Below are 15328 nucleotides of genomic sequence, written 5' to 3' on the forward strand. Positions count from 1 at the left end.
ATGAGAGTTCTACAAATGCAAGCTATAAAGAAGGCTGGACAGATTCGGTCAAAACTAAAATTGAATATGTTTGAGCCGATCAATATTTTCGATGCGTGTGATAAATTAGGAGTTACGGTACGTTTTGTTCCCGTAAGTATGGAGGGAATGTATGTTGTAGGTGAAGATGCTTTAAATCCAGACATTTTAATTTCAAGTTTAAGGCCATTCGCCAGGCGTGTCTATACATGTGGGCACGAACTTGGGCATCACGTGTTTGGACATGGTACACGCATCGACGGACTTACGGAAGAGGGGGCGAGTAAAGCTATTTATGATGATGATGAATACCTCGTCGATACTTTTGCTGGAGCTTTGCTAATGCCTATTGTCGGGATTGAGTCTGCATTTGTAAAACGGGGTTGGAATATTCGTAATGCGTCGCCAATACAATATTATACGATCTCTTCAATTTTTGGCACAGGCTACAGTACACTTATTACTCATTGCAGGGTAAATGGCCTTATAAATGAATTGAAAGCTACGGGGCTACTTAATCAATCGCCAGGAAAGCTTTTGCAACAACTAATTGGGCCTACTTCGGCAAAGCCGCACTTTAAAATTATTGACGAAAACGCCGAAGCTTCTGTCGTAGATATAGAGGTAGGGAGCTATATTTTTTTACCTGAAAATACAATCATAGAAGGCAACCATTTAAATAAATTAAAAAAAGTTGAGGTTGGCGATGTTTTTATTGCAGAAAAACCAGGGATAATACGCGCAATAGCAGGTACTAAAGGTTTTTTCATAAGAATACAAAACGTGGGCTATAATGGCTTGGCCGAGTATCGTCATTTAGAAGATTAGTTAATCGAATATGAGCAGTAATCCATTAGTAATAGAAGATAATAATTTATCAAATGCTTGGCATAAGATATTAAAATTGTTAGTTGAAAGCAGACATGGCGAAATTAGTCCATTGGTTTTGACTTTGACAGCGTTCGATGAATCGGAAGAAATTAAGTCAGCACTTCAAGTAAATCTTAAAGAAAAAAACGAAAGCTCTGATCGAAAAAAACGGATGCCAAATATACAAACGGTATCGGAAACAATTTTCCCACAATCGCTGTACGAGTTAGCGGGCTACGACAGAATTAAACTTTATGCAATCTATAAAAAGAATCTTCCTAAAATTAAGAAGCTCGATTCATCGAACAGGAACGGGACGTATTTTTCGCGTCTAATAGCATTCGGAGAGGGGGACAAATCCAAAAATCAATTGGAAATTATTATAAAAGCTCTAATTGAAGAAAAATCGCCACGTAGATCAAAATTACAGGCGGCAATTTTTGATCCTTTTATTGATCATACCAATAGCGCAATGCAGGGGTTTCCTTGTCTTCAGCATGTGACTTTTGTTAAGACTAAAGACGGCGGCTTAATATTAAATAGCTTCTATGCCATACAGTTTTTTTATAAACGAGCCTATGGAAACTGGTTGGGACTGATTAACCTTGGGAAATTTGTTGCTAAAGAATCTGGCCTACGATTTGAACGATTTAATTGCTTTATAGGTGCAGAGGCATTGGAAAGCCAAAATATAAGCAAAACTGACGCAAGAAAATTGTTGGAAAGGTTGGATGGAATGGTTTCAGGATAAATCTAACTTTGTCGACTTTAAAACTCACAACACATTTACGAGAAATTATTTTGAGAAAACTGGAATCTAATATTATTAAATCGAATTTAGTTATTTATACTCCTTTGTCACCAGCGATAACAACGGAAGTTTACGATAGCTATTGGAAGTTTGCAACACTGAGACAAGAGGCTTTTTTTAACCGTGTCGAAGAACGCGCTTATCCATGGTCTGCTGATCCTATTTTGAATCAATACAAATTTACTAATGCATATCGTGCCGCAGATCGCGTGAGCCAATATTTGATAAAAAATGTAATCTACAACAAAGACCTGCCCGACTCGCCAAAGGAGGTTTTGTTTAGGATTTTGCTATTTAAATTATTTAATAAAATCGACACTTGGGAATTACTTACAAAACATTTTGGGCCTCTAACATTCGAAGATTACAATTTTCAACACTTCGACCGTGCGCTGAATGCGGTTATTACTGGCGGCCAAAGAATATATTCCGCAGCTTATATAATGCCTTCAGGGCAATCTTATTTTGGCTTTGAAAGAAAACATAGTAATCATCTTAAGCTCATTGAATTGATAATGAACAATGAAACAGAAGATAGATTAATGGGTGTTAAAACGATGCAAAAAGCTTTTGAAATTCTAAAGGGGTTTCCCGGCTTTGGTGATTTTCTGGCGTATCAACTACTGATTGATATCAACTATTCACCAATACTGGACTTTTCAGAATCAGAGTTTGTCGTTCCGGGCCCAGGAGCCAAAGGCGGCATAAGCAAATGTTTCGAAAACACAGCGGGTCTTAGTCACGTCGAAATTATTAAATTCGTAACGGATCGGCAGGAGAGTGAATTTGAGCGACTTGGTTTATCGTTTAAAAACCTATGGGGACGCCCTCTTCAGCTTATAGATTGTCAAAATCTATTTTGTGAAGTTGATAAATATGCGAGAGTCAGACATCCGAATATAAAAGGTGATAGCGATAGGGTCAAAATCAAGCAAATGTTTAAACCAAATAATTCAAAAATCAATTTTTGGTTTCCGCCAAAATGGGACATTAATAAGAATATTGTTGGGTTGCAAGATGTTGGTAAATTGAAACCAATATTGTAATTAAAAAAAACGCAAATGCTTAGATTTGATAAGGCTCAAAGTTTTTGCATAAATAAAAGAAAATCAAAAATTAATATAATTCGATATAATGTCATTTATTGGTAACGACAATCTTCATATATTATTAGGTAATGGCTCCGAAGTCATTAATCCCTTTGATGCCAAACGGATTAAAAATGGAGCCTATGAATTATCACTCGGTGGGGAAGTATTTCTGACTGATTCAGAAAAAAGATCAGTAAAACATTTATTGGATAATGAGATGATTGAAATTAGGCCAGGTCAGTTTGCGTTGTTATTGACTAAAGAGTACGTAAAAATACCTAATGATAAGATTGCTTTTATCTCAATAAAAGCTGGTATTAAATTTGAAGGATTGATTAATGTATCCGGATTCCATGTTGATCCCGGGTTTGAGGGGAATTTATTGTTTTCAGTATATAATGCGGGGCCTTCAAATATTAGGCTCAGCAACGGAACACCGTATTTTCCGATATGGTTTGCCGAAATAAATCAAGAGCATCAAGAATATAAGGGGTCCCACGAAAAGCAAACAAGAATTCCTGATATTCCTGTGAAAGCTTTGAGCCAAGGAGAATTAGCGTCTCCTAATGTATTAAGTAAAAGAATAGAGGATAATAAACACATGAAAACCAAAATTGAATGGGTTTTCTTGGCGATTTTCACAGGTATTGTCGCGCTTTTAATTAAGGTTTGGACAGATTCTAATAAATTAAAAGATGCAATAGAGTACGGATATCGAAAAAAGGCAACAGAAATGGTCGCCGATTCGGCCTTGAAAGCTATGAAAGACAGTGTTGCAAAGCTAAATAAGAAAGTCGATAACATAACATTCTCCATAAAGATGAAAAAATGAGAACACAAAACAATAAGCGAAACATTATCACAATTGGCTTTGATTCTAATTTTAATGAGTCGGAGCAATTGCCAAAAAAGTTTACTATAAACTTTGATTCTTTGTTTGTAAATCAAGTTTGGAAAACCAAAGTCACAATGGATGGCGTACAACTTGGCGATATAGTAAACGATAATTCAAAAACCAGCGACTATTATCGCTTTCACGACATATTTCATTATTCATTTGCTGCAATTTTGGGGTGGTCTCCTTGTACAAGGGCCATGATGAAGAAAAAAAGGAAAAGTGACTATTGGATTGATGAGGTTGAAGATGGGGCTCGTGCTACCATTACAGAAGAAGCCTTGTCGATGATAATTTTTAATGAAGCTAAACGAAGGAATTACTTTGATGGGGTAACTAACGTATCCAAAACAACGCTTAGGATCATTAAAGAAATGACCGAAGACTTTGAAGTTAACGTAAGAACTGCAAAAGAATGGGAAAAAGCTATTCTTAAAGCCTATGATGTTTTTCGGTTATTAATGGCTAATGGAGGTGGAAGGGTGGAATTTGACGCCCTTAATAAAGCTATAACTTATACGATGTTATCCGATAGTAATACGAGTCATAATAACCCAAATTAACATGATTGTAGGTATTGGCTGCGACGTTGTAGATCACTTAATGACCCGTAAATTAAATTGGTCTACTAACTTTCGTGTTCAAAAACGCATATTTTCAGTTAAAGAAATAGATCTTTCCCTTTCCCATGACCATAAAACAGACAGGTTTTTCTCAGGACGTTTTGCCGTAAAAGAAGCAGTTCTGAAATGCCTCGGCACTGGAATGCGTGATGGTATCGCACTAACTGACATCCAAGTTTTGCAGACAGTTACTGGGCAGCCTTTCATTGAAATTGAGGGAGAGATAAAAAGAATTTCAGAGCAAATGGGCATTGTAAATTGGCATGTTAGCATTAGCCATACCGACAATTCAACTTGTGCATTCGTTGTCGCAGAAAAGTAACGAGCTCGGTTGTTAACAGTTGTTTATCTGCACAATCTCCAAAAAAATATTTGATTCAGAATTCCCTTGCTATCGCAAGTAAATTCGAGGCATAAGATGCTTGCCACAATGCTTAACAATAAATAAACACTTAACATCCTGTCCACACCATGTCCCAAATATACCCTTCCCCAAAACGGACGGACAAAACATTTTTTATCCTCTCTTTTTCGGGCCCCCGCTCCCCCGCCCGCGTTAGGGATTGCAGCGGAAAACCCACAGCCTTGCGTAGGCCTTCGCGCAGGGGCCAAGGCGAGGATTTGCAGCGTAAAGCCCGGGCCGCAGGCAACGCCATTATTTTGATTTCGGAATTGGGTTTTTCGATTTCGGATTTAAGGCATTGAGAAACGGCTGTTATGCTGAGTGTTTAAATCCGGGGCGTCTGAAGGTGAAATGACAAATCCACCACGTCATTGCTATAAGGAGTGAAGCAATCCCCGACAGGCTGGTAACGGGGTTTATTAGTATTTGACTTGCATCGTCGCGCTCCTGGCCGCGCGGGGCCAGTTACGTTTTTCGCTGTTGTTCATTTTTTAAGGTGCTCAAGAAGGCTCCGCCGTTTGTCTTGCCACAAAAGTAACCAAAAAGGCTTGCAGCAGAGAGGCTTCTTTGCGCACAACCTGGCCTCATAGCCATCGGCGCGGCCTTCACCCTGCAAAACGAACAGAACCACGGGCTGCAATTATTTTGCCCCGATTCGCACGCAATGCCTCCGCTTCTGCAAAAACTTGCTATGCCCCTGCAGCCGCACCGCTCAGCATCGTTCTGCTCGTTTTCACCCGAAGCTGATCTGCTGCGAAAAACCACATTTTTTATCTTGTCATGGGTAGCTCGTCGAAGTATGGTGAGGCAGGCCTCTGCGCGCGACCCTTCGACAGGCTCATGGTGACAGGCCTTTGCACTCAGGTTGACAACATTAAAACAGGTGTCATGCTGAGGTTCTCGAAGCATGGTGGGTGAGGCCTCTGCGCGCGACACTTCGACAAGCTCGGGGTGACAGTCCTTTGCACTACCCATGACATAATAATTTAAGCAGGTACAAGTTCCCTATTTAGTTCAAAGGCGAGTTTCTCTAATCGCCTTTGTTTCTGTTCCTTAATGATATTTTCATAGGCTTGCAGCCCTTTTTCCACAAAGTCGGCTCCTTTTACAATTAAACGCCAGTATTGAGCGGCCAGTTTTCTGGCCGTTGCTTTAATAGCTATTGCCGGACCTTTTCTGCTCCTTAATCTTCTTGCAAATGAACCCCAGCCGATATACTTGCTGTTCAATAATCCATGGGCCATTTGTTTGAATATTTGCCCGACGGCCGGTTTACCCTTACTTTTACTTTTGTTCTTTTTCCCTGAACGATCCTGGCCGGGAGATAAACCAAGCCAGCTTGTGAAATGTTTTTCACTTGGCCATCGGCTAAGATCCGAACCCACCTCTGTGTATAACTGTAACCAGTTGTAATCTGTAATACCCGGAAGTTTAGTTGCATCCTTACCATCAAATATTTTTAACAGATGATCTCCCAGGTTGTTGATATGAGGTTTGTTGTGACGGATCGCCTTGCGTTTTCCTTCGCTTATTCCCGGTGGCAGGTTCTTATCCCTGTTGATCCGTTGTAAAACACTATCAATCTGGCTGTCGCATTCCATTATCTGGCCTTGATAAAAACCATAAGCCTTATAGGCCTGACCTAATGCAAAAAGCCCTTGCGCTGTATAATGACCTTGCAGGGCTTTCAATAGCTCTTCCCCTTTATTCTCCCTGATCTTTTTATGGCAAAGTGAAAACAACTTATCAGGATCTCGCTCGCCTTGCAGTATCGCATCGATTAACGCCATCCCGCTTACTCCATGGACCTGGCTTAATACCTCCGGCAAACGGATATTCATTTCTATTAAGGCCTTCTGCATGTGCTGAACATGCATGGCCGCACTCCGAAGATGATCCTCACGAAGGCGCTGGTAACTACGCAATTCTTTGATATGACCTTCGGATACATAACAGCGGTTCAGCAAGCCATAACTATGCAATTGCTGTATCCACTGACAATCTTTTACATCTGTTTTCCTGCCTGGTAACTGGCGCGTCTGTCTTCCGTCAACAAGCCACACATCCAATCCCCCATCTAAAAGAATATCGTAAAGTACATACCAGTATACTCCTGTGGCTTCCATTGCCACTGTACTTACCTTATGCTCCAATAAATAGTTCTTAAGTGATACCAGATCACTGGTGAAAGTCTCAAACGAACGAACCGGCTGGCCTTCAAGACCCACAAATACCTTGCGGGCTCCAATATCTATACCTGCCGCATGAAAATGCATCTTTTCCATACTTATAACGCTTTTTAAACCGTGCCCGAAGGAGTTTAAAGAAAAGACAGGCTACCCATCGGACAAATCACCCACACAAGGGATCGTACCATACCTTCAGACTCTTGCTTCGGAACCATACTCAGCAACAGGCAATAAGCACTATAACTCGGTCGGCCACACTGCACGGTTCAGCAAATCTATGTCATTTCACCTTCAGAGGCCACGGATTTAAACACTCAGGTTGACAACATTAAAACAGGTGTCATGCTGAGGTTCTCGAAGCATGGTGGGTTAGGCCTCTGCGCGCGACCCTTCGACAGGCTCAGGCTGACAGGCCTTTGCACTCAGGTTGACAACATTAAAACGGGTGTCACGCTGAGGTTCTCGAAGCATGGTGGTGAGGCCTCTGCGCGCGACCCTTCGACAAGCTCAGGCTGACAGGCCTTTGCACTCAGGTTGACAACATTAAAACGGGTGTCATGCTGAGGTTCTCGAAGCATGGTGGGTTAGGCCTCTGCGCGCGACCCTTCGACAAGCTCATGGTGACAGGCCTTTGCACTCAGGTTGACAACATTAAAACGGTTGTCATGCTGAGGTTCTCGAAGCATGGTGGGTTAGGCCTCTGCACGCGCCCCTTCGACAGGCTCAGGCTGACAGGCCTTTGCACTCAGGTTGACAACATTAAAACGGGTGTCATGCTGAGGTTCTCGAAGCATGGTGGGTTAGGCCTCTGCGCGCGACCCTTCGACAAGCTCAGGGTGACAGGCCTTTGCACTCAGGTTGACAACATTAAAACGGGTGTCATGCTGAGGTTCTCGAAGCATGGTGGGTTAGGCCTCTGCACGCGACCCTTCGACAAGCTCAGGGTGATAGGCCTTTGCACTCAGGTTGACAACATTAAAACGGGTGTCATGCTGAGGTTCTCGAAGCATGGTGGGTGAGGCCTCTTCGCGCGCCCCTTCGACAAGCTCAGGGTGACAGGCCTTTGCACTCAGGTTGACAACATTAAAACGGGTGTCATGCTGAGGTTCTCGAAGCATGGTGAGGCAGGCCTCTTCGCGCGACCCTTCGACAAGCTCATGGTGACAGGCCGCTATCACTGCAACTGCCGCTGCTACTGCCACTAAAAACTAACTGCAAATGCCCACCAAAAACTGCCCACTGATTATTGCAACGTTACTACCTTGTACAAAATCCATCCTTCGGTTTCGTAGGCGCGTTTATAGTTTACACCGCTGTTGAGGCGGCGGATTTCGGGGATGTACCGGTCGCTGAGCTGGGTGTAGCCGGTGAAGGGGTTTTTGGGGGTGGCTATCAGGATATAGTCGTCGTACTTGTATGGGGTTTCAATGGCCGACAGGAACGAGTTGAGCTGGTAGGGCAGGGTTAGTTTTTTGATATTGTTGGTAAAGGCCACAATGGGGTATGATACGGCATCGTCCATGAGGATGTGCGTACCGTCGGGCAGGCTATTGATATAGGCTGCTATTTCTTTGCTTTCGTTTTGATCGGTATTAGGTTCCAGCCGGCTAAGGGTGGTGATGAAGCGGCGCTCGTCGGTAATGAGCGAGTTGGTTAAAAAGGTGTAGCCGGTATATAGCTGCAGTACCATTACCAAGGCCAGACCCAGTTTAACGGCCAGCTTATTTTTGATGGTATGTACCTTAAATATGATACACAGCAGCGCCACAAATAAAAATATGAGGTAGTACTGGTAGGTGAGGAACAGCTTATCGTACTTAATGTGCAAAAACTCCACAAAGGCAAACAGGGTGAGTACGGTTAGCACGTGATAAGTGCTTTCGCGCAGCAGGTACAGGCCAAACAGTATCAGCGGACAAAAATAAATCACCCTTAATGATACCAGGATGCTGAGTTCGGGCAGCTGGTAGTTTACGGCGGTGGCGGCGGTGTCGTAATTCAGCTTGTCGACCAGTACGTTCCAGGTGGCCAGGGGGCTTTCCATAAAGTAGTTATAGTCGCTGGCGTGGGTTTGGTTAAGCAGCTTGTAGCAAACAAGGGATACCACGGGCAGGATAAACAGGATCACGTAAATGGCAAAAGTTTTATTGATAAGCTTACGTCTTAACGACGGACTGTTAAAGCTCATGAACAGCCTGAAAATGGATTCCTTTTCGCCCAGGTTAAGGCTGGCCAGCGTGATGGACAGCACCAGCGGAATAAAGAACAGGGTAAGCCAGATGAAGCGGTAATCGCAAAAAATGAGCATCACCAAACACATACTGGCTATGGATACGTGGAAGGTGGTGTTTGAGCGGTAAAACTTAAGCAGGTTAAGGAAAAACAGGTATACGAAGATCACTACCAGGTAAATGGCCTTGCCCGAGCAGGCCATGTAAATGATACCGGGATGCAGCAAAAATAGCAGGGCCACCATGATGAGGTAAAAATCATCCTTCACCCTGATAACAAACGAGCGCGAAATAAGATAAAAGAAGCCCGCCGTACCCAGCGCCGATGCGATGACCGGGGCGAGGTAACTGTTTACCCACGAAAATATAAGCGAGGAGTAAAAGGGCAGCAGCGGGGCGGTTAAGCCCATTACCTTAAGGCGGTTGCCCAGCCCCTCAAACACGATCTTTGTTTTTTCGACATAAAAAAGGCTTTCCTGGTTATAATAGCCTAAGTGGTTAAGGTATACGCCGATAACCAGGTACCAGGCGGCCAGCACCAGGGTAAATATAAACAGGTATGTACTTTTGGCAATTTTCATTTAATAACGTTTGTGGGGTTATTAACCTTACTTAAACCGTGGTTGGTTTTTTCCCAGTAAAACGGATTGGTGATAAGCTGGTACAGGCCCATATAGGCTGCTACCGAGTGCATGAGCCAGTAAACCGGGTTGGCTATGGCAAACAAAATGAGCTCGAAATAGCGGCGTTTAAATACGGCCATCATGTTGATATAGATCATGAGGATATTACCCACCATGAGGTTAAATATCGACATGAACAGCACCCAGTCCGGAAACAAATTGCGGATGGTTGAAAAATCAAATATGAGGTAACAGATAAAGATGATGAGCAGCACCGGGTAAATTAAAAAGGTGGCTGATGTGGCGCCGATGAAAAAGTTAAAACCCAGGAAACCGCGAAAGCCTATTTTACGGATGAGGGCCGGCGGGTTGCGCATGTGCACCAGGTAGGTTTGCATGTAGCCCTTGATCCAGCGCGAGCGCTGGCGGATCCAGTTCCAGAAGTTATTATTGGCTTCCTCGTACGTGGTGGAGTTTACTATGGCCACCTTATAGCCTTTGGCATAGGCGCGTACGCCAAGGTCGGCATCCTCGGTTACGTTAAAGGGGTCCCAGGCGCCAAGCTCAATCAGCGCGTCCATTTTAAAGTGGTTGCTGGTGCCGCCAAGCGGGATGGGGATATCCAGCGTATCCAAACCGGGCAGCATATAATCAAACCAGTACGAATACTCGAGGGTGAACATCCGGGTAAGGAAGTTTTCGTTGCGGTTAAAGTAGTTTAAGGCGCTTTGGATGCAGATATAGTTTTCGGGCAGCTTATGAAACAGGGCCACCACTTTTTTAAGCTGATCGGTATCGGGGATATCCTCGGCATCATAAATGGTGAGGTACTGGCCCCTCGAAAAATGCAGGCCGTAGTTGCAGGCCTTCGGTTTGGTTTTGGGCATGTGGAAAGGCACCACAATAACTTCAAACACAGAGGGGAAATCGAGGTTTTTTACGGCGTTTAATGTTTTATCATCATCTTCTTCAATAAGCAGTTTGATATCCAGCTGCTGGCGCGGATAGTCGAGGCTTTGCAGGTTCCAGATGAGTTTTTTGATCAGCTTATCTTCCTTGTAAACGGGCAGCAGGATGGTGTATACCGGAAGTTCATCGTTTACGATAGTGCGCAAATCATCTTTGGTGACGGCCTGGTGCAGCTCAAACCGGGAGCCTACCAGCGCCAAAAACAATTTGAAGATAATGGCGATGAGGAAAAACGAGCTGATGATTAAGTTAATGGTGATGGATACATTTTTAAAGTTGAGGAAAAGGCCGATGGCGGTAATGCCCCACAAGGCAAAAATGAAAACAAGCTGTGATGTGGTGAACGTTGTTGAGGCCGAGCTTTTAGGGTCGCGCTTAAGGAGTTCAAAAACGGATGCCTTCACATATTTTTGCCCGGTAAGCTTGTGGCTTAGCCAGGTGATCTCCAGGTCGGATGCTACGATGACTTCGGGTTCCATGTCATAGGTAAACCTTACAAAATCAAGGAAGAGTTCATTGCCGGGGTCGGCCATAACGGTAACCACCTTATTGTTTTCGATGCGGAGGGGAAGGCCCAACTGGTCGTTGGCAAATTTAAGGTCAACCTGGTCGAGGATTTTCTGGTCGAAGGCTTCCTGGCGGATTTCGGCAAAGTGGTAGCCCGCGTTGCCTAAGGCGCGTTCATAGTTTTTGCGGGAAACATAGCCGAAGTTAAGGGCTATTTTGAGGTATGACATACCCGATCTTTCCGAAAAAGCATGGATCTTTTCCTGGTCGGCCGGCGAAATAAATCCGTGGGCAACCAAAATTTCAGGAACAGAAATACTCAATGTATCCATATTAGGTGTTTTATAACCTCACCCCCCGCCCTCTCCAAAGGAGAGGGAGCTCTTTTTTTTTAAAAGCCTTCTCCTTTGGAGAGGGAGCCGGTTTGTTACTGTATTTATGATGATGCCTTAGCGTCATTTTCTTAAAACCCTCTCCTTTGGAGAGGGCAGGGTGAGGTATTAATCGTTAAACAGATCCTGCGATTTTTGAACTTTTGACCGCACATACAGGAACGAAAGCAGGATCAGGATCAGGATGCCTAACAATATATACAGGTTATAGCTGTCCCAGAAACGGGTAAGGCCGCTCTTGGTATCGATGTACTCCAGGTTTTCGCTGGATTTGTTGATGTTGAACAGGTATTTGTTGGAGTTAACATCCGAGATACAAACATTGCTCGACAGGGTTGAAAGCTGCTCGGTAATGGATTTGGATACCGCCAGGAAAGCTTCAGAAACATGCGTGCCGGTAGCGGTAAGCACCAGGGTAGCATTGTTGCTTACGCCGTAAAATATTTGCGCCAGGCCGTTTGATACCGTATCCGAAAGCGAGTAAACCGGGCTATTATTATCGGTGTTGTACAGCCTGAAGTTCCTGTCGAACTTGATTGGTGCATCGCGAAACTCCTTAAGTACTTTATCATCTTTTGATAGCAGGGCTATGATATTGTATTGCTTCAGATCAGTTTGCTTCAAATCTTTCGAGTAAACAAACTCGGGGAAGTTATTGGCGTTGATGTTATTGTTAAGCTCATAAATGATCTCGCCCATAGCACCGGCGGCATATTTGGCGTATTCCTCGCTTACTACAATTTTGGTAGTGCCGTTGTTAAAGGCCTCGGGATACTGGTAAAAGCTCAGGTCGCTGGTGATGAAGGGGTTTTTTGATTCGAGGTATGATTTGTCAACGTCAACTTCGGCAAAAAAGTTGGTGAAGCTGTTGCGGCAGTTGCCATTGGTAGGGTAAAACCTAAATTCGGCCTCCAGTGTGTTGTATTTATGGTGCTGGTAACGGTTAATGGTGATAGAGCTGTTCAGCTTGCCCGATGCATCCAGTTTTTCGCTGCTGATAAGTAAGCCGTTAAGGTATATGTTGAAGAAACCGCGGTCGCCGGGGGCAAGGCCGCTGTAATTGGCAACAAAACGGATCTCCACTTCTTTAGGGGTGAAGCTGAAATCACTGTTTTTAAAGCTGTAAGCGCTTTTTAACGAGCCAATGCCCGACAGGAAGTCGCTCACGCCGCCAATTTGCTTTAAGGATAGCTTTGAACGGTTTTCGTCGATAGTTTTAAAGAAGGTGTTCTCGGCCTTGTTGATCAGCAGGTAATCGCCATAGGTTGAGTTAAGGATATTCATGTTGCCCAGGGCGGTTATGGCCTTTTCATAGCCGGTATCATCGCCGCCGGTAACAAACAGCACCTCTTTGGGCGATTGCTCCTGCGTTACGGTTTTAACCGGCACAAACCGGCCTTTTACATCAACCATGTGCACAATGGTATCAGTGAGCAGGCTTACTGATTTATGCAGGTAGAATAAACCCTGCGTATTTTGCGGGGTAACTTTTACCAATGCGCGCGCATCGGCCGGTAATTTATCAATGGCGCCTACCCTGATGTAGTTACGAACGCTGTCGGGCAGTTTGCTTTCTTCGTAAACGGCAATCTCACGTGTTTGGGTCTTTTTTAACCTTGAATAGGCCCAGGCTACGGCCTTAAGGTCGTGCAGGCTTGGGTTTGACGGGTAAACGATAGCTTTTTTGGAGTCAAAGCAGTTGCTGATATTTACGTTATCAAAAAAGTTTTTATTGCTTTTAACCAGCGACAGGTAGGAGTAGTTTTTGATCCTTAACCACATCGCCGGGTTATCCAGGTCTTTACACTGGTCATCGGTAATGGTGAGCAGGGTTTTGATCTGGATCTTGAGGAATTTATCGGGGCTCAGGTCGGCGCGGCTCAGGTTAAGGGTGATCTTCTGGATAGAATCGGGGCCCAGGTGGCTGCTGTATGCCGGTTTGTTATTAATAACCAGGTTAATGTACGAATGCGATTTTATCAATGCCTGCGACGGTTCAAAAAATAAAACCAGTTTACTGCCATTCATTTCAATCAAAGGGGTGACCTTGAAGTAAAATGAAATAGCGCCGCTCATGCCGTATACCACCTCATCGTCATGGCCGTAGGCTTTAAAGGATGCAATGCTGTTGCCCTGAGCCTGCGAAGCCGTGTTGAATAATAGGATAAAGGCTAATAAGGTAAAAAACTTATTCATTGATATCAATATTAATTTATTACGTAAAATTCTACTCTGAAATAATTACCGTTGTCATTACTGCGGTAGCTGAGCTCGCCGCCCATTTCTTGGGTCATCAGCTTGGCAATTGATAAGCCCAAACCCAGGCGGCTTTCCGTAACGCCGTGAGTATCGTTAAGGGTTTTAAGCTTGTTGAACATCATGTCCAGCTCCTGTTGGCCTATGGCTATACCTTCGTCAATGATCTCGAAAACAAAACGCTGGCGCTGCAGGCTGGTTACTACCTTAATGCTGTTATTGGTTTGCGAAAATTTGATGGCGTTTGATAGCAGGTTTTGAAACACCTGGCCGGCAAATACTTTGTCGAGCCGCACGTTGAGGGGCAGCTTCAGGATATTATCAACCAGGTGGATGTTTTTCATGAGGGCAGTTTCGTACAGGCCTTTAAAAACATGCATCACTTCAACGTTGATATCAAAGATCTCCATGTTGAATTTCATATCCGGCGATTCGATCTCCTTAACATCCATCAGCTTGTTGAGCATATACTGCATCTTATCGGCCGATTCGGCGATGTAGCCCACAAATTCTTTCTGGTCGGTGCTCAGCCTGAAATCTTCCTCCCTGATCATGTTGTTGCTCATTATAATAGAGCCAATGAGGTTTTTAAGGTCGTGTCCGGCAATATTGATAAAGCTGTTCTTCTGGCTGTCGAGCTTGCGGAGCTGCTCATACTGATGATCGATGAGGTTATTTTTTTCGTTGATATCCTTGTTTTGCTGTTTAAGCTGCTCGTTTGATTTTTCGATCATGATCTGCGCGCGTACTTCACGCTGAATCACCTTATAACGCGCCCCGGGTATTAAGCAGGAGATGCCCGAGATGATAAAAAAGATCTGCCCGCCGTTGCTTAAAACGAGGTCGAGGTTGTATTCGCTTAGCAGGTTAAAGAAAATGGCCAGTAACAATAGCGCCATTAAGGTTTGGATAATGGAGTTTAAAGGCTCCCAAAAAACCTGCAGGTTAAAAAACAGCAGGGTGGTAGCAAACAGCATAAAGTAAATGGTCAGGAACTGAATGTTTACCAGGTTGCATAATATAGCTGCCGTTACCGAAAGCATAAAGAAACTGATATGCAATAATATGCGGTAACTAAATTGTTTATGCTGAAAATAACTGAACAGGCCGTATATAATAAGGATAGTGATAATGCGGATAATAAAAAACTGCAGCCAGTAGTTTGTAGCGTAAATAAAATCAACAATACTAAAAAGAGGGTACAGAAATATAATTGTCCAGATTATATTATTGGTTTGATACCATGCTTTTTTGGAGGTCTCTCTAATTAATTCTTCGTTGGTAATTTGAACAAACATTATTTGTTATCTTGAATTGTAATTAAAAATTAAGGCCGCTGTTTAAATTACCTCCGTTAAATATTGATAGACAAAAATATTCGTTATACGATAATTTAAACAGGTTTGTTGTTACTGTTGCCAACAGTAATAATTGCCGTTGCAAAAAGCCG

General features: G+C 43.6%; 11 protein-coding genes. 6 read left to right on the forward strand and 5 right to left on the reverse strand.

Annotated elements, in window-relative coordinates; all coding sequences use genetic code 11:
• From MusilaSJ_RS19715 to acpS, 6 genes are all read left to right on the forward strand, one after another.
• A complete protein-coding gene (locus MusilaSJ_RS19715) occupies positions 1–846 on the forward strand; it encodes an ImmA/IrrE family metallo-endopeptidase (protein ID WP_274986558.1) in 846 nt (281 codons plus the stop codon).
• Between the two features lie 10 nt (positions 847–856).
• Positions 857–1639, forward strand: coding sequence for a thymidylate synthase family protein (locus MusilaSJ_RS19720; RefSeq protein WP_274986559.1), 783 nt, complete (start codon positions 857–859; stop codon positions 1637–1639).
• Positions 1640–1689: 50 nt separating this feature from the next.
• On the forward strand, positions 1690–2745 hold the full coding sequence (locus tag MusilaSJ_RS19725; protein WP_274986560.1) for a nucleotide kinase domain-containing protein: 1056 nt from the start codon (positions 1690–1692) through the stop codon (positions 2743–2745).
• Positions 2746–2833: 88 nt separating this feature from the next.
• Positions 2834–3622, forward strand: coding sequence for a dCTP deaminase domain-containing protein (locus MusilaSJ_RS19730; RefSeq protein WP_274986561.1), 789 nt, complete (start codon positions 2834–2836; stop codon positions 3620–3622).
• Complete coding sequence (locus MusilaSJ_RS19735) at positions 3619–4248, forward strand: MazG C-terminal domain-containing protein (RefSeq protein WP_274986562.1); 630 nt, start codon at positions 3619–3621, stop codon at positions 4246–4248. Before MusilaSJ_RS19730 ends, MusilaSJ_RS19735 begins: the two co-directional genes overlap by 4 nt.
• 1 nt (position 4249) lies before the next feature.
• Complete coding sequence (acpS, locus tag MusilaSJ_RS19740) at positions 4250–4630, forward strand: holo-ACP synthase (RefSeq protein WP_274986563.1); 381 nt, start codon at positions 4250–4252, stop codon at positions 4628–4630.
• Positions 4631–5697: 1067 nt separating this feature from the next.
• On the opposite strand, the gene MusilaSJ_RS19745 is transcribed toward acpS, so the two are convergent.
• The 5 genes from MusilaSJ_RS19745 to MusilaSJ_RS19765 form a co-directional block, all read right to left on the reverse strand.
• Positions 5698–6996, reverse strand: a complete 1299-nt coding sequence (locus MusilaSJ_RS19745) for an IS110 family RNA-guided transposase (RefSeq protein ID WP_274985884.1) — start codon at positions 6994–6996, stop codon at positions 5698–5700.
• A 1147-nt stretch (positions 6997–8143) separates the two neighbouring features.
• A complete protein-coding gene (locus MusilaSJ_RS19750; RefSeq protein ID WP_274986564.1) occupies positions 8144–9712 on the reverse strand; it encodes a hypothetical protein in 1569 nt (522 codons plus the stop codon).
• A complete protein-coding gene (locus MusilaSJ_RS19755; RefSeq protein ID WP_274986565.1) occupies positions 9709–11562 on the reverse strand; it encodes a glycosyltransferase family 2 protein in 1854 nt (617 codons plus the stop codon). Before MusilaSJ_RS19755 ends, MusilaSJ_RS19750 begins: the two co-directional genes overlap by 4 nt.
• A 168-nt stretch (positions 11563–11730) precedes the next feature.
• Positions 11731–13818: a cellulose biosynthesis cyclic di-GMP-binding regulatory protein BcsB gene (locus tag MusilaSJ_RS19760; RefSeq protein WP_274986566.1), complete on the reverse strand. Its 2088-nt coding sequence runs from the start codon at positions 13816–13818 to the stop codon at positions 11731–11733.
• A gap of 11 nt (positions 13819–13829) precedes the next feature.
• Complete coding sequence (locus tag MusilaSJ_RS19765; RefSeq protein ID WP_274986567.1) at positions 13830–15176, reverse strand: sensor histidine kinase; 1347 nt, start codon at positions 15174–15176, stop codon at positions 13830–13832.
• Between the last annotated feature and the right edge of the window lie 152 nt (positions 15177–15328).

Source organism: Mucilaginibacter sp. SJ, assembly GCF_028993635.1.
Classification (GTDB): domain Bacteria; phylum Bacteroidota; class Bacteroidia; order Sphingobacteriales; family Sphingobacteriaceae; genus Mucilaginibacter.